The organism is Enterococcus columbae DSM 7374 = ATCC 51263 (genome assembly GCF_000406925.1).
In the GTDB taxonomy this organism is placed as follows: Bacteria; Bacillota; Bacilli; order Lactobacillales; family Enterococcaceae; genus Enterococcus_E; species Enterococcus_E columbae.
In genome coordinates this window covers 21,696-40,928 of record NZ_KE136348.1, presented here as the reverse complement: position 1 = coordinate 40,928, position 19,233 = coordinate 21,696, and the positions used below count along the sequence as shown (strand labels likewise).

The window sequence follows — 19,233 nt, the reverse complement described above, 5'->3', positions numbered from 1 at the left end:
AAAAGAGGTGAGGCGATATGTATAGCTTAGATAAAATTTTGTTTCTGACGTTTTTTTCGATGGTAGTGGTATTTATTGTGCTGATAGGTATTTGGGGATTGATGGTCTTAATCGGTCAATTTTTTAAACAAAAATAGCTGAGTATTGCTAAAAAATTTATGAGAGTAGGTGAGATTTATGAATGAAATTATTCATCAAATGATTGTAACATCAGGCTTGGCTAATTTAACCATTCAAAATGCAATAATGATTATCTTGGCATGTTTTTTCTTATATCTAGGAATTAAAAAGCAATATGAACCCTATTTAATGATTCCTATAGCTTTTGGCATGTTATTAGTCAATTTACCTTTAGCTAATTTAATGGCTAGTGGGTTCGGTAATCAGCCAGGGGGATTATTACATTATTTATATTTGGGCACAAAATATGGTATTTATCCACCACTGATCTTTTTGTGTCTAGGGGCAGCTACAGATTTTGAACCTTTGTTAGCTAATCCTTCAACGATTTTATTAGGTGGTGCGGCACAATTTGGTATTTTTGCTGCGTTTTTCTTAGCGATATTATTTGGCATGACCCCACAAGAGGCTGCATCAATTGGTATTATTGGTGGGGCAGATGGACCAACAGCGATTTTCTTAACTAGTCGTCTAGCCCCTAATTTACTACCGGCAATTGCGTTAGCTGCTTATTCTTATATGGCCTTGGTACCGATTATTCAACCACCAATTATTCGTTTGGTAACAACCAAAAAAGAACGCAAATGTAAAATGCAGGTAAATCGAAAAGTAAGTCGGACAGAGAAAATTATTTTTCCAATAGTGGTAACCATTTTTGTTAGCTTACTTGTACCTAGTGCAACGACCTTAATCGGATGTTTGATTGGCTAGTCTTTTGTAAACAAAAGCGATTGAACAGTCAGCTTGTTAAGTAATTAGCAAGTAGTCATAAGTCAGCCACTTATGCAACGAAGAAACTGAATTGCGGAAAAACCGTAAAGCTTCTAAAACAACAACGTAATTTTGAAAGAAAAATCAGCGTGATTGTGGCGAAAGCAGAAAAAATTTAGAAGATGGTATAAGGTTAAAGCCTAAGTACTGTATGAATCGGCAATCCGCAGCCAAGCTCTGAATAGGAGAAGGTTCAACGACTATTCCTCGTGAGGGAAGTACACTATAAGCGATTGATAGTGGAAGTGGTTTCGCCCTAACAGATGACACTTAGGGAAAAGAGATAGTCTGTGCTTATGTGAAAGCATAAGAAGTTCATCAGCGAACTGCATAGAATTAGCGCTTCTATGTGAACAAATATACTATTTGATGAGATCGATACTAAAATTTCGTATTCGTGTTGTATTTTTGCGAATTTATTTATTGAAGGTTGATTTGTCAAGGAACAATCTATATAATACAGCAAGATAACACGCTAACACTCATCAATAGAAAGAACAGGTTAGGAAATTTAATTCGAGAGGTCAAAATCGTTCCCAAATTAGTAGATAATTTACAAAATACTTTTATGTATGGCATTACCATTATTTTAGGCTTAACTGTAGGAGCAAAAGCAGAAGGAAATCTATTTTTATCCCCTACAACGTTATTAATTATTTTTTTAGGTCTAATAGCTTTTAGTATTGGCACGCTTTCTGGCGTTTTGATGGGGAAATTGATGTATTGGCTAACCAAGGGAAAGATAAATCCAATGATAGGAGCGGCAGGGGTTTCAGCAGTTCCAATGGCAGCTAGAGTCGTACATTTGGAAGGACAAAAGGCCGATCCACATAATTACTTACTAATGTATGCTATGGGGCCAAATGTGGCTGGAGTAATTGGTTCGGCAGTTGCTGCAGGGGTATTGCTTGCTTTTTTCCAATAAGTAAAGTATTTTTAACGGAGATAGAAAATTATTGGAGGAATGGGTAATTTATAATAATCTTTCTAATCTAGAATATTAATGACGGAAAGGTCGTATAAATAACTAACTTTATTAGAATGATTATTTGCGTACGCAACTATATGTCTTGGTTTATAAGCTTTTTTAACTAGTCTTGTATGATTAAAATAAATGTTCCTGTTTTGACATGACATATGCCTGTGCATATAATAAATCTGAATAAGTATGATTTACGGTAGGGATAACATGGAACATGATCGTATAAAACAATGGCTAGAAGATGTGCATATACACGATTTTATTGAAGAACGTTTAGAAAAAGAGTTAGAACAGACGCTGCAAATGGAGCTGAATGAATTTTATGTTACGTATTATTTGTTCCATGAAGGACGTGAGTTGCGTTTAAATGAGTTGAAAGAACTGTTTATTTTGAGTCACAGCGCTTTATCACGCTTGATTCAAAAAATGTCTACTAGTCCAAAGCCGTTAATTACGCGTGAGAAGTGTAATGATGATCGACGAGGAATAAAGATTGGTTTGACTGAATTTGGTATGGAGCAAATAAAAAAGGCTGAACCAATTGTTGCTAATTTTTTAGCCGATTATGATTACTTAAATGAATAGAGTTTGATAGCTAGGATCAAAATGAACCTAGCTATTTTTTTGTTTGCTAAACAAAAAGGCTGTGAAAAAGCTGATTTAGACAGGAGAAAATTCGAGTGTTACACTCCGTTTGAAAAGTAGATAAATGAAAATTTTTTCAAATGGAGAGGTGAATTTTCCGAAAGGGTTGGCACTTTAAACTGATTACAAAAATATAAACGGTCTTGAACAGCATTAAATTTTTTGTCAAGTCATTGTGAAGTGTTAGCTGTGAAACAATATTTTTTTATGGAACAATGTGTAATTCTTTTTTTACCTTTAAAAAAAAGTCGATTGAACACTTGATATTTCAAGGTTTTAAACGTGTGTTTTTTGCGATGGAATTCAATTTTATTTAGGTAAAACAATTTACGAGAAAGATTTTTGAAAAATTTTCATAGAAATAAGCTTGATAAATCAATAAGTCAAGGAAAAAATTTTTTTGAAAAAAATTTTGTGAAACAAAAAAAAGAAAATATAAGAAAAGTTGTGGATAACTCGTATTTAATTAAATGAATCCCTTTTTAGTAATAAATGATAGTTGCTTAGAGTGAATGTATTATGGTAAAGTAAGGCAGATAGATTGATAAAAGTGAGGGAATATCTATGTGGAGTAAAGAAGAAAAAAAAGAGGCCTATGAACTACTACTGCTTCAACAAAAAGGATTGTTGGAGATTGAAAATAATTGGATTGCTAATTTGAGTAATTCCTCGGCTTTACTAAATGAAACCTTAAAAGCTACTGTTTTTGCTGGTTATTATTTATTTGATGGTGAAGAATTGATTTTAGGACCATTCCAAGGAAGAGTATCTTGTACTCGAATCAAAATGGGCAAAGGTGTTTGTGGTGAATCTGCGCAAAAAGAAAGAACGTTAATTGTACCGAATGTTAAGGTGCATGAAAATTATATTTCCTGTGATTCAGCAGCGATGTCTGAAATAGTTGTGCCGATGATTAAAGATGGACAGTTGATTGGTGTATTAGACATTGATAGTAGTCAAACGGATATGTATGACGAAATTGATCAAGAATATTTAGAAAAATATGTAGCGATTTTATTAGATAGTTTATAAAATGGTGGCATTGCTTCAAAAATGAGGCAATGTCTTTTTAATTTTTCTTAAAAAAGCCTTTAATTATTTGAACGATGTTTGCTTTAGTTATAGAATGACAGTAATTATATGAAATTAAGGTTGTAATTTTTAATGCAAAAAAGAACAAAAATTTTAATCACATGTTGTAGCTTGGCGATAGGGAGTTGTTTGGTTTATGTAGGCTATCGTCAACTGACAGCAAATGATTCCTCGCTGCTTAAAAATATCCCTTTTATTCAAAGCGATAAGGAAAAAGAGTCAGCCTTTAAAATCAAAAAGGATCCTCAGATTCCATTGATTCAAGAGCAACTAGCTAATGAGCAGTTAGTTGAAAAAAAAGAGTTAATGGCTAAAGGAATTCAGCTTTTTCAGCACAAACCAAAAACAGCAGAGGATTTATATACCTGTTATATTGATGTACCCGTAGTGCTGCAGGCAAAATTTTTATCTGTTATCTTTTATACTGAAGAAGGGAAACAAGCTCAGGAGGTGCCTGCTAAGCAAATTGGTGCACATACATTTGTCATGCAAACAGATTTTTTTAAAAAGCAGTCGTACCGGCAAGCTATCGTATTGATGACTAAAGACGGCAATTATCAATGGCAAAACATAGATGCCACGATTGAGTTTTCGCAAACAGCACACTCAATGCCATTGCTAGCTAAGCAGCTACCAACCAAACAAAAAAAGGAAATCCCTGCTAATTTATTGAATAAACACCGGCTACATCAGCTGATTCAAGCAGCTCAAAATCAGAATTGGCGAGAACGTTGGCAGCAACAGCAAATTGGCTTTGAACGTAGTGACAATATTGAAGCTGCTGTGTTTGATTATAGTGCAATTGACGATGGCAAGTTTAGCTGTCGTTTGCAGCTGGCTAGCTTGCCACCTGTTGGGCAGTCTTATCGTTTAGCTATTTGGCGAAAAAATAGTGGCTTAGCTGATTTACATCAATATCCGTTTAAACAGATTGGTTCACGTGATTTTGTCGCTAACTTCAATAATCGTGCACATGATAACTATGCAGAAGGTAGTTTTATCAGTTATCTATTAGCGAATGCTGCTGGTCATGTGTCAAGTAAAGTAGTACAATTAAATCGGCAACTATTTATTCCAAAATATATTTTGAAGGTTCAAAGATTTGAATTAATTCCTCAGAATATTGCGCAAGGCTTGTATCAAATTCAGTTGGTTTTGAATAAAAATGAGCGAGTGAAGTCAGTTGATTTTGATGTATGGACAAAGCACAAGGGAAAAGATGATGCAGTTAATTATGTTACGAATACTTTAGTAGATAATAATATTTGGCAACAAACAATCGATGTGCGTAAGGTGCATTTTGATGATGTCAATTTAACGATTAAAGCGAGTGTAGACTTAGACTTAACGGGTAGAAAAGAGATGGAGACCATGCAAACGACGATAGAAAAGCAGACACAACCAATCTATGTTAATCATCGTGGAAAGCAACAATTTGCACCAGAAAATTCAATTCCGGCTTTTAAACAGGCTAACTATGAAGCAATTGAAACAGATATTCATCTGACAGCTGATAAAAAATGGGTGATTATGCATGATGGTTCATTGAATCGAACAACTAATGGCAGTGGGGAGATTAGTCAATTTCTTGCCCAGCAATTGTTAAGCTATCATTTAAAAGGAACGGGTGAACAGCAATATGCTATTCAGGAGTTACGGATTCCATCCATAGAAGATTACCTAGCTATTTGTCAAGCTAAAGGGAAAATACCCATTATTGAGGTGAAGACCTCAGCTTTCGATGAAGTGGCTTATCGTAATCTAATTGAACTTGTTCGTAGTTACCAATTTGCTCATACGGTTCGCTTTATCTCCTTTCATTACCAAGTGCTTAAAGAACTGAAAAAGATGATGCCGGAAGCTTCAGTTATGTATTTGAGCAAGGATTTGAATCAACAGGTGATTAACCAAACGAAAAAATTAGGCTCGCGAGCTGGCGTTAATGTCCATTGGCAAGCCTTAAATCAAGCGAATGTTCAACTTGCCCATCAAGCAGGCTTACAGGTAGGTGCTTGGACTGTCCCTTTTGATCAATTTAGTAAAATGACCTATTTAGGGGTAGACTATATTACAACAAATGATGCATAAAAATAGCAAGGAGCAAATAATCATTTCTATTTGCTCCTTGCTATTTTCGTTGGATAGTTGAGACCATCACTTTAGCCTCTTTCGTCGTTGGTTTAATGGAAGTTTTTTTAAAAAAAACAATGGAGGCGGTGGGAGTCGAACCCACGTCCAAACATATCGCTACCTAAAAATCTACGCTCATAGTCAGTTCTATTTATGTTTTGCTAAAAAGTATGCCGAATGACAGGCCTGCTAAATAGCTAGTCTGAAAAACTCTTTAATAATCAACAGACGGATGATTATTACGTATCCCACTAATAAATGAGACCCAGACTCGAGTACATGGGAGATACCGAGTGGATCACGCAATGCTGGTTATTAAGCAGCTAAAGCGTAAGAATTGTTGTTTTTTGCAGTTATATTTAACTGTAACGTTTTAACGTAGCCGTAACCTACGAAGCGCAATTCAGGCTCGAACTATGCCTGTCGAATCCGTAACGCCCCCCTTTTTATAAAAAGAGGGTAACACTTACAATTTGAATTATAGCATAATCATATTTCGAATTAAAGCTAAACCAGAGAGATTCCTAAAAATATTTAATGAATTTAAGTTTTTTATAAGCTTTTTTAGCTATTATTTTCATAGTTGAGTGAGGTTAAGATTGGTTTTAAGATTTAAAGTAAGGTATAATAAATACAAATTATACTTCATGAAATAGAGTAATCCACTGTTAATTTGAGGTGATAAATATGGAAATATTGATGATTGAAGATAATGAGTCAGTTTCAGAAATGATGCAGATGTTTTTTTTGAATGAAGGCTGGCAGGCAACTTTTAAATATGATGGCAAAGAAGGATTAGATACCTTTTTAAAAGATCCACAGAAATATGATTTAATTACACTTGATTTGAATTTACCGGGAATGGACGGTATGCTTGTAGCCAAAGAAATTCGAAAAATTAGTAGTGTACCCATCATTATGCTAACCGCTCGCGATTCTGAAAGTGATCAGGTGATTGGGTTAGAAATTGGTGCTGATGACTATGTAACTAAACCCTTCAGTCCATTGACTTTGATTGCAAGAATTAAGGCGTTGCACCGAAGAAGTGAATTGGCTGAAAAACAAGTGCACGTGAATGCAGATAATACAGCGGAGTTTGATGTTGAAACGACTCATTTTAAAATGAATATAAAAACTCGTGAAGCCTATTTGAATAATCGGTTGATTGAAGGACTAACCCCAAAAGAATTTGATTTACTTTATACGATGGCTAAAAAGCCTAGACAGGTATTCACACGTGAGCAATTATTAGAGCTTGTCTGGGATTATCAATATTTTGGCGATGAACGGACCGTTGATGCGCATATTAAAAAATTACGTCAAAAAATTGAAAAGGTTGGTCCACAGGTCATTCAAACCGTCTGGGGCGTTGGCTATAAGTTTGATGATTCGGGGATGGATGAATGAAGTATTTATACCAACAATTAATCGCCTTTTGGGTGGTCATTGCGGTGACATTTATTCTGACCGGCTTTGCTTTTACACAAATGACGCGTCATACAATCGAGCAAAACAATTATCAGCAATTATATGGTTATGCTAAAGCAGTTGAACGTATCTCAAAAAGCTTTACCAATGTTTTTGCTGAAGATCAAGATCAGTATCACATTGTCCAGAATGCTTTGAATTTATCTGAAGCTGTCTTGAATCAGCAAAGTGTGACCTTTGTATTTATCAATGGCCAAGGGAAGATATTATATCCTTCACAAGAAGCCGCAGTCAAGCTACCAATCACTAAGAAGCAGTGGAGCGAGTTAAATAAAGGCCAAATGCAGCAGGTGACGTTAGATACGGATATTTTTGGTCAAAAAAATATTACCGCTTATGCAATGGTCCCTTTTTTATTAAACAATGAATTTGGGGTATTAATTGTCAGTCAGCCCGCCAAAAATGTGGAAGATACGGTTGGTGAATTTACCAGCAATTTAATGAAAGGCTTTGTAATTTCGGGAATTTTTGCTTTTATTATTAGCTATTTTTACGCTTCTTTTCAGGTAAGAAGAATCAATCGGATGAAAAAGGCGACCAAAGAAGTAGCCAATGGTAATTTTGATATTAGCTTACCGGTTCATAATCGGGACGAGTTCGATGAATTGGCAGCCGATTTTAATAAGATGGCAGTATCTCTAAAGGCTTCACATGAAGAAATTGAGCGTCAAGAAGAAAGACGCAAGCAATTTATGGCTGATGCTTCTCATGAAATGCGGACACCGCTAACGACGATTAATGGATTGCTAGAAGGGCTACAATATCATGCAATTCCAGAAAATCAACAAGAAAAAGCCATTCACTTGATGAAAAATGAAACTGAACGCTTGATTCGGCTAGTTAGCGAAAACTTAGATTATGAAAAAATTCGCACCAATCAAATTTCGATGGTGATTAAAAAATTTAATGCCACGGAAGCTTTAAATAATATTTTGATTCAATTGGAATCTAAGGCAGAGCAATTCAACGATCAGTTGAGACTAACCACCACCGAAGCGATTGATGTCTACGCGGATTATGATCGTTTTGTACAAATTATGGTAAATATCATTCAAAATGCGATTCAATTTACTGAAAATGGTACAATTTCGGTAAGTCTTGAAAAGGGTAATTTAGAATCAATTATCCGTATTACTGATACGGGGATTGGTATGACCGAAGAGCAGCAAAAAAATATTTGGGATCGCTATTATAAGGTGGATCCTTCAAGAAAAAATAAGAAATTTGGTGAATCAGGTTTAGGGTTACCTATTGTTCAGCAATTAGTTCGCTTGCATAAAGGGACAATTAGTGTAGCTTCCACCTTAGGAGAAGGGACGACTTTTACAGTCACCTTCCCAGATGTTGAGATAACCGAATAAAAGAGAAAAAAGATGATGAAAAAATCAATTTTCATCATCTTTTTTGTTTAGGCTGTTCAGCGATTGACTAAGCTTTGAGCAAATAAGCAAAGTCTAGCAAAAAAATCATTGCTTTAAAGATTTGACTAGCTAGACAGGCTTATTTGATGAAAGGCTACGGATGATTTTCTTAAAGTTAAGAAGTTGTAATAATAAATGAAGGAGTAAAACACTCCCGTTGATAAATAGCATATTTTGAAGATAGATCCATTGGAAACGAGAAGTAGTTTGTTGCTGTTGTTTGACTAATTGCCACAAGCCGACATTGGTTTCTGGCAGCTTGATTTGAAAATAACCCTTTTGACTTAAATGTTCCGTAACAAAATTCTTAAGAGAGAATTGTTGGAGATGGTGTAAAAAGCAATAGTTCAATTCAAAAATACCTTGTCTAATAAGTGGTTGAAATAGATAAAAAATGAAAAATAAACCTAGACAGCCAATTGCTAACAGGCTGAATAGTTCGGTCGTAGTGAAAAGTAACCAACTAGCTAGGTTGCCTCCATTTGCAAACCAAATCCGTTGCTCATTTTGTCGTTTTTGGTTTTGTTTATTCAATAGGTAGATTAGACCAATTAAAAAAAGAATATATAAAAAAGCATATATACTAAGTGCTAATCGATGAAACTGTTGTTCGCTGTTGGTAAAATAATGTGTTAGCTCTTGATTATTAAGTGCTATTTCATTATTAAATACAGTGAGTATCCCTTTGATAAAGCTAGGAAAAGTCTTGATGATAATAGCACAGAGCCAAAAAAGACTATTAGCAATAAAAAGGTAGCCTGCCAAAAAGAACAGACCTTTTCTATAATAACGTAGGCCATTTTTAACCATTGTTAGCCACTGCATGAAGTTTCACCACCTTTTGTTACATTTAGTATAGTGGTTTTTTATGAAAAATTTATGAATAACTTTGGATAAATAAAGTAAAAAACTTCTCAGCCGGTATTAGCTGAGAAGTTTTTTTTAACTATTTTTGCTCGGTACTTGAGCTAGTTGTTGTTTCTTTTGGATGTAGTTCTTGATAAGATTTTGTTTGATATTGATTGGCTAGGGAGGTATTGTTGTGCTTACTGTAGACACTAGTTGATTTTTCTCCCAAATCTTTTTCAATTTGTAGTATACGCTCATTGTTTTTTAGATAATTATAGTTATCTGGATTTAGAGCTTCCAAACCACTTTGAGTATAGAAACGAAGTAAATCACCGTTATTAATCTTATCTGAGGTAGCCAATTGATCGGAAACCTCATCCTTCCATTTATTGACGGTATCGGTCAATTCTTTGGATGGCTCGGTAATTTCTTGTCCGGTTTTGTTATCATATAAAACGCCACCGTAATAAGTATATTCAGGTGTAACAAAATCACCATCGCGGAAAGCCACTAGCTGTTTATGATCTGGTGAAAACATATCTTGTCCAAGTTGAATATATTTTTCAGTATTCACTCCAAGTAAATGCAGTAAGGTTGGTAAAGCATCTACCTGACCGCCATAAGTATCAATGATTTTTCCTTGAGTCATTCCAGGAATATGAATCATATAAGGAACACGTTGTACTTGCGCATTATCAAAGTTTGACCATGTTTCTTTATCTTTACCTAACAGTGCAGCTAAATCTTTGTTTCTAGCATTTGAAATACCATAATGGTCGCCATAAAGGATAATAATTGAATTATCATATAGCCCACTTTGCTTTAGATAATCAAAAAATTCATGAACCGCTGTATCCATATAGTTAGCTGTTGAGAAGTAGCTATTGATGGTTTCATCCTTGGTATCAGCAAGTGGGAACCCTGTTTCATCCCCATTTAATTGAGTATATGGATAGTGATTCGATACAGCAATAAATTTAGTATAAAATGGTTGTTGTAAATGCTCTAGATATTTAACTGATTGTTGGAAGAATGGTTTATCATTTAAGCCATATTGGAATGAATTATTCTCAGTTACATCATAATAAGAAGCATCAAAGAAATAATCATAGCCTAAACGCTTATAGGTTTCATTTCGATTCCAAAAAGTTCCAGAATTTCCGTGGAAGACAGCTGAAGTATAGCCTTGTGTTTGTTTTAAGATATTTGGTGCTGCTTCAAAGGTGTTTTTACCACCAAGTTGGGTAAATAAAGCCCCTTGGTTTAGACCAAACAAGGAATTTTCAAATAAGGTTTCTGCATCACTGGTCTTACCAGCTTTCACTTGATGGAAGAAGTTACTAAAACTAAAGGTACTATTACTATGATATAAGCTATTAATGAATGGCATTACCTCATGTTCTACGCCATTTTTGTCTTTTAGCTTATAATCAATCAGGAATTGTTGGGTACTTTCTAAATGAATGTAAATGACATTGCGACCCTTTGCCATACCAAACAATTGATCATTGGGTTTGGCATAGTGTTGCTTAACATACTCAGCCACTTTATCCATATCAGTAGCGCTCGCTTGTGCACGCACCTGTGTTGTTTGATAGGTTTGAATACCGTCATAAGCCGTAAATGCATTTATTCCTAAATATTTAACTAGATAATCTCTTGAGAAAGTACGAGTCAATAATTCAGGACGGTCGCTTTCTGCTAAAAATAGATTTCCAGAAAAAATCATAATGGCTAATGTTGAAAATGCAAAAGCCATGCGTACACGAACGGGTTGTGTATCCATTTTAATCCGCTTAGTGACTAGGGCGAAGATTAAAAAGAGAATATCAATCCAATAGAGCACATCATATGGTCTAAATAACTTTAATGCACTCTCACCTAAGCCACTTGCCACTTTCCCTGCACCTAAGAAGGTATTAATAGTAATGAAATCGGTGAACTCGCGATAGTAGACAGCATTGGCGAAAAGTAAGATCGTCATAAAGAGATAAATACCAAGCATCAAACTATAGGAAAGTTTTTTTCTGCGTATATATAAGCCGAATGAAAGCAGTAGTAAGGTTGTTGCGATTGGATTTATAATTAAAATGAAATGTTGTAACGCATTTTCCAAGGATAAATGAAAATCAACTGTATATGCGAAAAGATTTTTAATCCACATTAGTGCAGCTAATAACGCAAAAAAACCAAGGCGTCTATTTACCCAGTTAAAATTAATTTTCTTAAACAAAGGAAGGCTCCTTTCTTAGTTGAATAATATTTGACATAGCTTTTCTGTTCCTAACCATTTTACCTATCCACTTATTGACTGTCAATTGAACTTAAAGTGTAATCATGATTATTTATGAATTCTTTACGATTTAAACTTAGGATTTATCTAGTTGTGAACATCGTGTTTCATGATATTTTATGTTATAATTTTTCTTAGATATTTGTAGAATGGAGTAAAGGTATGAGCAAACAACAAGTATTTTATCGACAAAAATTAACCAATCAAGCCAAAAAACGTGTTCTAAACGGAGTGCCGTTAATTCAACAAGAGGATTGTCTAGACTTGCAGGTAGTCAATCAATGGGTTGATTTTGTTGATGAAAAAAATCAATGGATTGCTCAAGGCTACTTGGGAAAACAAAATAAAGGGGTAGGTTGGGTTTTAAGCCTAACGAAACAACCCTTTGATCAAGCTTTTTTTACTGAAAAACTGTTATCAGCGAAAAAGGTACGCCAGTATTTTTTTAATCAAGACTTGACTACAGCTTTTCGTTTATTTAATGGCGAAGGCGATGGGATTGGTGGAGTGACGATTGATTATTATCAAGGTTATGCGGTAATTTCTTGGTATAATGCAACAATTTATCAGTTTAAGGCTTTGATTTTAGCCGCTTTTTTAGCTGTTTATCCTGATATTTTAGGTATCTATGAAAAAAATCGCTTTGAAACCAAATTACCTGAAACGCAACACATTTATGGACAAACAGCGCCAGAACCACTGATCATTCGTGAAAATGGCATTCAGTATGCTACCTATTTAAATGAAGGGTGGATGACAGGGATTTTTTTAGATCAAAAGGATGTTAGAGGATATTTATCAAACGGCTTTGCAAGTGGTAAAAGCGTATTGAATATGTTTAGCTATACAGGAGCGTTTTCAGTGGCTGCTGCGATGGGAGGCGCTAGTATGACGACTAGTGTTGATTTAGCCAAACGTAGCTTGCCAAAAACGAAAGAACAGTTTTCTATCAATGGCATTGATCCAGCGACGCAAAAGATTCATGTCATGGATACATTTGATTATTTTCATTATGCACGTAAAAAAGGGTTGAAATTTGACTTAATTATTTTAGATCCACCAAGCTTTGCCCGAAACGGTAAAAAAGTTTTTTCTGTGGCCAAAAACTATGGACAATTAATCGCTGATAGCTTACCAATTTTGAATAAGCAGGGTTGGATTGTGGCTTCGACTAACGCAGCGAATGTTTCAAGCAAAAAATTTAAGCAAATGATTGAGCAGGAATTCAAAGGAACTGTCAAGAGCTATCAATTGTTAAATACCTTCCAATTACCTGCAGATTTTGCAGTGCGACCAACCTTTGCTCAAGGTAATTATTTAAAAGTGTTTATTTATCAAATTGTTCAATAAAGGGTGTGAAGAGATGAATTCTCAACAATTAAAAAAATATCGACGACCGCGGATTTGTGTACCTATCGTAGCAAAAACTGCGGATGAAATTGTCAGTCAGGCTGAAAAAATTAAAGATTGCGCAGCACAAATTGTTGAATGGCGTTGTGATTATTTTGAAGATTTTGCTGATTTAGAACATGTTTTATCTATGCTACAGATTTTAAAAAATAAGTTACATAATAAAGAGCTCTTGTTTACCTTTCGGACTTTAGCAGAAGGGGGTCAAATAGAGATCGGCTTAAAAGATTATGAGCAGCTGTGTCTGACGGTTGCTAAATCGGGTTTAGTTGACTTGATTGATATAGAGTTGAATATGGCGGAATTTTTAGGTCGACATTTTATTAAAAAGTTAAAAAAACGTCATACGCTAGTGATATTAAGTCATCACAATTTTGAAAAAACTTTAGCTGATCCTGAAATGATTTTTAAGGTGGGCTTGATGTATCAATTAGGCGCAGATATTGGTAAGCTTGCGATGATGCCAAATGATTTAAATGATGTTTTAAGAATGATGGGCATTATTCAAAAGGCACACAATTTTTATACCCTTCCTTTAGCTGTTATGGCAATGGGAGATTTGGGTAAGATTTCGAGATTAAGTGGTGAATTAACTGGCTCAGTCTTTACCTTTGGTGCTTATGGCGAAATCTCTGCACCTGGACAATTGCCAGTAGATTTATTAGCGCAAGTGCTTGATGCACTTCAAATTGATCATGCGGCAGATTAAAAAAGATTAGGTGATATTGGTGGCAAAGAAAAAAGTAAATAAAACGAATGCGATTCGTTTAGTTGAACAAAAAAAGATTCCCTATACTGAACATGAATATACCTGGAGTGAAGGCCATGTTGGGACTGATCAAGTGGCGAAAGAATTAGGACAAGATGAAAATCAGATTTTCAAAACACTAGTAGCTGTGGGGAATAAAACGGGTCCTATAGTAGCGGTGATTCCTGGCAGCAGCGAATTAGATTTAAAAAAATTGGCTAAGATTAGCGACAATAAAAAAGTTGAGATGTTGCATTTAAAGGAGCTAGAACCTTTGACCGGTTATGTTCGTGGGGGCTGTTCTCCTGTCGGTATGAAAAAACTTTTTCCCACTTTTTTTGATCAAAGTGCACAAAATTTTGATACTATCATGGTTTCAGCCGGTAAAAGAGGTCTACAAATGGAATTATCGCCAATTGATTTGGCTAATTTAGTCCGTGGTACTTTTGCAGATTTGCTAGCACACGAGGAAGAATAAAAAAGAAGAATTAATTAAAAGCTTGATGATAGTTTTTTTAAATAAAACATACGCACTTTTGCTTTATAATTGGCTAAGTGCGTATGTTTTTGTAGTTATTGGTGGAATTGTTTCATTTTATGAGTAATTATAATAGCTAGCAGTAATCGCAGCATTTTTACCTGCAACATGTCCTGTGCAAAAGGCTGCAGTAATATTATAGCCACCAGTATAGCCGTTGATATCTAGTACTTCACCACAAGCGTATAGTCCATTGATTTTTTTACTTTCTAGGGTTTTGGGATTGATTTCTTTTAAATGAATGCCCCCACCAGTTACAAAGGATTTTTCCAGAGCAAAGGTGCGTTCGATTGGAATAGTCCATGCTTTACATAATTCACAAAAACTTGTTAATTGTTGCTCGGTTAAGCTATGAGCCGGTAAATCACTTATAGCTAATTGTTCTAGATAAAAGTGTAATAATCTCTCTGGCAATAGGCCTTTCAATGCATTCTTCACTGTTTTTTTCTCTTGTGTGTTCAATAACTGCTTGATTCTTTGAGCTAGTGCTTGTTTAGAATCATCTGGGAAGCAATCCAAACAAACATTTACAATTGACTGTTTTTTTAATAATTGATTGATAAATGAGGAACAGCGTAGAGCAGCTGGACCTGATAAACCAAAGTGCGTGAATAATAAATCTAATTGATGTTTGGTAATCATCTTTTCATTTTCATCTAAAACTGCAAGTTGCACATCTCTTAAAGACAGACCTTGCAATGTTCGCTCTTTGATAAATGCAGCATTAGAAATTAGTGGCGATTCAGTTGGATAAAGTGGCGTAATCGTATGCTTTACTTGCTTGGCTAACTGATATCCATCACCGGTAGCGCCGGTTGAAGGATAGGTTTTTCCACCCGTTGCAATAATCACGCTTGGTGCTAAAAACTCTCCTTTATCGCATCTCACACCTTGGATACTTACGCCATCGTGAATTAATTTTTCTACTTTAGTTTGCATTAAACAAGTGACATTTAATTTTTTTATTTTATTGACAAGCGTATCAACAATTGTTTTTGATTGATCAGTAATTGGAAACATCCGTCCGTGATCTTCTTCTTTTAATGCTACGCCTTCATTTTCGAAAAATTGAATAATGTCTTGATTATTCCACTGAGCAAAAGTACTATGTAAAAATTTTCCGTTTCCTGGAATGTGTTCGATTAAGTGATTAATCGATTGGCAATTCGTCACATTACATCTGCCGCCACCAGTCATTAAAAGCTTTTTACCAAATTTTCTATTTTTTTCAATTAATAATACATCTGCTTCTTCTTGACTAGCGGCAATGGCAGCCATCAAACCACTGGTGCCACCACCAATAACAATTACGTCATATTTTGTATTCATTTAAATTCTCCTATATAAAAATATTTATTCAGACTTTTGCTGAAAAAAATTGTATTTTCAGCTACAATGATAGCATATAGTCAGTTAGTTTGTTTAGTCATTTTTATTAGCCATCTTTTTAGTTAGTATAAATGCTAGTGAGCTAATTGATTATAAAGAAAATAGTTAACTGACAGCTGAAAAGATTGATCAGAAGGATTGATATTTTCATCCGTTTAGTGTAACTATTGCTAAATTAAACAAAGGAGTAGAGGTTAAATGGTAGATGTATTGACTTATGTTAAACAAATTCAAGCGTCCGTTCACGAAAAGGATAGTCATCAACAAGAATTTTTACAAGCAATTGATGAGTTTATGGGGACGATTACGCCTTTTTTAGAAGAACATCCCGAATATGTGGCCCATAATTTACTTGGCATAATTACGGAGCCTGAACGAATTGTACAATTTAGAGTTCCTTGGCAAGATGATGCAGGTAACTGGCAAGTCAACCGTGGCTATCGTATTCAATTTAATTCGGCTTTAGGTCCATATAAAGGGGGCTTACGTTTCCATCCAAGTGTTAATTTAAGTATTTTAAAATTTTTAGCTTTTGAACAAATTTTTAAAAATAGTTTGACTGGCTTACCAATTGGTGGGGGAAAAGGTGGCAGTGATTTTGATCCTAAAGGCAAATCTGATGCAGAAATCATGCGCTTTTGCCAAAGTTTTATGACAGAATTAGTCAAACATATCGGACCAGATACAGATGTGCCTGCCGGTGATATTGGCGTAGGTGGAAGAGAAATTGGGTATCTATTTGGCCAATATAAACGGTTAAAACAATATGATGCCGGTGTATTAACTGGTAAACCACTTATCTTTTGGGGAAGTTTAGGTCGAACAGAAGCGACTGGTTATGGCGCAGTGTATTTCGTCAAACATTTATTAGCCGATGAAAATGAAGACTTTAAAGGTAAAACAGTCATGGTTTCAGGTAGTGGTAATGTTGCTATCTATACAATTGAAAAATTGCAACAATTAGGGGCTAAAGTTATTACCTGTTCTGATTCAAGTGGTTATATTATCGATGAAGCTGGTATTGATTTAGCATTACTAAAAGAAATTAAAGAAGTTAAACGGGAACGCTTGACTAGTTATCAAGAAAAACGTCCTTCAGCGAAATACATTGCGAATGATTCAGTTTGGAATGCTTCGCTTAAAGTGGATTTTGCTTTTCCAAGTGCCACTCAAAATGAAATAGATTTAGAAAAAGCCAAACGTTTAGTAACTAATGGTGTAAAAGTTGTTGCTGAAGGTGCAAATATGCCTTCAACATTAGAAGCGGCTAATTACTTTATTGAAAATGGTGTTCACTATTGTCCGGGTAAAGCAGCAAATGCCGGGGGAGTAGCTGTTTCAGCTTTAGAAATGAGCCAAAACTCGCAACGTTTAACTTGGAGTAAAGAAGAAGTAGATCAAAAATTAGATGAAATTATGCATAACATCTATCGTTCATGCCGTGATACAGCGACACATTTTAATCAACCCAATAATTTATTGTTAGGTGCAAATATTGCTGGATTTGCCAAAGTAGCTCAAGCAATGATCAGTCAAGGATTGGTGTAATATGAGTTAATTGCTTGTTTGGTCTTAATCAATGGAAGGAATAAGTGTATATTTCATTTAGTCAATAAGATGATTCATTAGAAATGAAACAATTAAGGCTGCCTTCCTTTAATTAATTAGAAAATTTCATTGGTAATATTTCGATATTTTTTTCACTAAATTTAGAAATTTACTTGAAAAATTTTGTCAAACAACGTAAAGTATAAACTGTAAACGACGAATATTTAGGAGGAGAACAATGGCTCACATTAAATTTGATTATTCAAAAGTGGCTCCATTTGTTAGTGAACATGAGTTAGACTACATGCAAACTCAAGTGTCCGCTGCCGACAAAGCGTTAAGAGAAGGTACAGGTCCTGGTAATGATTTTGTTGGTTGGTTAGAATTACCAAAAAATTATGATAAGGAAGAATTTGCACGTATCAAAGCTGCAGCTAAAAAAATTCAGTCTGATTCTGAAGTTTTAGTAGTAATTGGTATTGGTGGTTCTTATTTAGGAGCTCGTGCTGCAATTGAATTCTTGAATCATTCATTCTACAATATTTTATCAAAAGAAGATCGCAAAGCACCTCAAATTTTCTTTGCTGGTAACTCAATTTCTTCAACTTACTTAGCTGATTTAATTGAATTAATTGGCGATCGCGATTTCTCTGTTAACGTAATTTCAAAATCTGGTACAACAACAGAACCAGCAATTGCGTTCCGTGTGTTTAAAGAATTATTAATTAAAAAATATGGTAGAGAAGAAGCTAACAAACGTATCTACGCAACTACTGACCGTGCTCGCGGTGCAGTAAAAGTTGAAGCAGATGCTGAAGGTTGGGAAACTTTTGTTATTCCTGATGATGTTGGTGGACGCTTTACAGTATTAACTGCTGTTGGTTTATTACCAATTGCTGTAAGTGGTGCTGATATCGATGCGTTAATGCAGGGTGCTGCTGATGCTCATGATGCCTATTCATCAGATAACTTAAAAGAAAACGAAGCTTATCAATATGCTGCTTTACGCAATATTTTATATCGTAAAGGTAAAGCTATTGAAATCTTGGTAAACTATGAACCAGGAATGCAATACTTCTCAGAATGGTGGAAACAATTATACGGTGAATCTGAAGGTAAAGATCAAAAAGGTATTTACCCTTCAAGTGCTAACTTCTCAACTGACTTACACTCTGTTGGTCAAACAATCCAAGATGGTGTAAGAAATATCTTTGAAACTGTTGTGAAAGTTGAAAAACCACGTAAATCTGTAGTTATTCCATCTCAAGAAGATGATTTAGATGGTTTAGGTTACTTACAAGGTAAGGAAGTAGACTTTGTTAATACTAAAGCTTTCGAAGGAACTTTACTTGCTCATACAGATGGTAATGTACCAAACTTATTAGTTAAATTACCATCAATGGATGCTTATACTTTAGGTTATGTCATTTACTTCTTTGAAATTGCAGTAGGGATGTCTGGTTACTTAAATGGTGTCAATCCATTTGACCAACCAGGTGTTGAAGCTTACAAGAAAAACATGTTTGCTTTATTAGGTAAACCTGGTTTTGAAGAATTAGCAAAAGAATTAAACAATCGTCTATAAAAGAATGATTAGCCTTGGCGCAAATGCGCCAGGGCTTTTTTGCGTTGTGCGAAAACGGGATGCATGCGAAAAAATGATTTTTTTACTGGGTTTCATTTAAGTAACATAAAAACCTCTTTAGTTCGATTACTAAAGAGGTTTTTAAAGCGAATTTATTTTCTGTT

At 34.9% G+C, this 19,233-nt stretch carries 13 protein-coding genes, 1 other RNA gene and 2 pseudogenes; 12 read left to right on the top strand and 4 right to left on the bottom strand.

The features are described 5' to 3' along the window. Positions 1–177: 177 nt before the first annotated feature. From RK02_RS05145 to RK02_RS05125, 5 genes and pseudogenes are all read left to right on the top strand, one after another. Positions 178–885 (top strand): annotated as a pseudogene (locus RK02_RS05145) (sodium ion-translocating decarboxylase subunit beta); the annotation flags it as partial. A 568-nt stretch (positions 886–1,453) separates the two neighbouring features. Further along, a pseudogene (locus tag RK02_RS05140) lies at positions 1,454–1,876 on the top strand (sodium ion-translocating decarboxylase subunit beta); the annotation flags it as partial. Positions 1,877–2,140: 264 nt separating this feature from the next. After that, positions 2,141–2,518: a MarR family winged helix-turn-helix transcriptional regulator gene (locus RK02_RS05135; protein WP_016183183.1), complete on the top strand. Its 378-nt coding sequence runs from the start codon at positions 2,141–2,143 to the stop codon at positions 2,516–2,518. Positions 2,519–3,142: 624 nt separating this feature from the next. After that, the gene (locus RK02_RS05130; RefSeq protein WP_016183181.1) at positions 3,143–3,610 is read left to right on the top strand and encodes a GAF domain-containing protein; all 468 of its coding nucleotides are present in this window, start codon (positions 3,143–3,145) and stop codon (positions 3,608–3,610) included. A gap of 132 nt (positions 3,611–3,742) precedes the next feature. Next, a complete protein-coding gene (locus RK02_RS05125; protein ID WP_016183180.1) occupies positions 3,743–5,758 on the top strand; it encodes a glycerophosphodiester phosphodiesterase in 2,016 nt (671 codons plus the stop codon). Between the two features lie 117 nt (positions 5,759–5,875). Here the strand turns inward: RK02_RS05125 and ssrA are convergent. Beyond that, positions 5,876–6,242, bottom strand: a transfer-messenger RNA (tmRNA) gene (gene ssrA, locus RK02_RS12110). Positions 6,243–6,487: 245 nt separating this feature from the next. Here ssrA and RK02_RS05120 point away from each other — a divergent pair. Both RK02_RS05120 and RK02_RS05115 read left to right on the top strand, forming a co-directional pair. Then, positions 6,488–7,207 carry a response regulator transcription factor gene (locus tag RK02_RS05120; RefSeq protein ID WP_016183179.1) on the top strand — a complete coding sequence of 240 codons (720 nt, stop codon included), beginning with the start codon at positions 6,488–6,490 and terminating at the stop codon, positions 7,205–7,207. Further along, a complete protein-coding gene (locus RK02_RS05115) occupies positions 7,204–8,649 on the top strand; it encodes a sensor histidine kinase (protein WP_016183178.1) in 1,446 nt (481 codons plus the stop codon). Before RK02_RS05120 ends, RK02_RS05115 begins: the two co-directional genes overlap by 4 nt. Positions 8,650–8,778: 129 nt before the next feature. Here RK02_RS05115 and RK02_RS05110 read toward each other — a convergent pair whose 3' ends face one another. Both RK02_RS05110 and RK02_RS05105 read right to left on the bottom strand, forming a co-directional pair. Then, on the bottom strand, positions 8,779–9,534 hold the full coding sequence (locus RK02_RS05110; RefSeq protein ID WP_016183177.1) for a hypothetical protein: 756 nt from the start codon (positions 9,532–9,534) through the stop codon (positions 8,779–8,781). A gap of 121 nt (positions 9,535–9,655) precedes the next feature. Next, entirely contained in the window at positions 9,656–11,791 is a 2,136-nt protein-coding gene (locus RK02_RS05105) for an LTA synthase family protein (RefSeq protein WP_016183176.1), read from the bottom strand. Between the two features lie 222 nt (positions 11,792–12,013). Between RK02_RS05105 and RK02_RS05100 the strand changes: the two genes are divergently transcribed. Genes RK02_RS05100 through ybaK form a run of 3 tightly spaced genes read left to right on the top strand, consistent with a single transcriptional unit; the run spans position 12,014 to position 14,487 of the window. Continuing rightward, positions 12,014–13,201, top strand: coding sequence for a class I SAM-dependent rRNA methyltransferase (locus RK02_RS05100; protein WP_016183175.1), 1,188 nt, complete (start codon positions 12,014–12,016; stop codon positions 13,199–13,201). A 13-nt stretch (positions 13,202–13,214) separates the two neighbouring features. Further along, positions 13,215–13,970 (top strand): type I 3-dehydroquinate dehydratase, encoded by a 756-nt coding sequence (gene aroD, locus RK02_RS05095; protein ID WP_016183174.1) that lies wholly within the window; start codon positions 13,215–13,217, stop codon positions 13,968–13,970. Positions 13,971–13,989: 19 nt separating this feature from the next. Further along, positions 13,990–14,487, top strand: coding sequence for a Cys-tRNA(Pro) deacylase (ybaK, locus tag RK02_RS05090; RefSeq protein WP_016183173.1), 498 nt, complete (start codon positions 13,990–13,992; stop codon positions 14,485–14,487). Positions 14,488–14,604: 117 nt separating this feature from the next. Here ybaK and RK02_RS05085 read toward each other — a convergent pair whose 3' ends face one another. Next, on the bottom strand, positions 14,605–15,876 hold the full coding sequence (locus RK02_RS05085; RefSeq protein ID WP_016183172.1) for a BaiN/RdsA family NAD(P)/FAD-dependent oxidoreductase: 1,272 nt from the start codon (positions 15,874–15,876) through the stop codon (positions 14,605–14,607). A gap of 258 nt (positions 15,877–16,134) precedes the next feature. On the opposite strand from RK02_RS05085, the gene gdhA reads away from it, so the two are divergent. Then, positions 16,135–17,484 (top strand): NADP-specific glutamate dehydrogenase, encoded by a 1,350-nt coding sequence (gene gdhA / locus RK02_RS05080; protein WP_016183171.1) that lies wholly within the window; start codon positions 16,135–16,137, stop codon positions 17,482–17,484. 238 nt (positions 17,485–17,722) lie between these two features. After that, a complete protein-coding gene (locus tag RK02_RS05075; protein WP_016183170.1) occupies positions 17,723–19,069 on the top strand; it encodes a glucose-6-phosphate isomerase in 1,347 nt (448 codons plus the stop codon). The last annotated feature ends 164 nt before the right edge of the window (positions 19,070–19,233 follow it).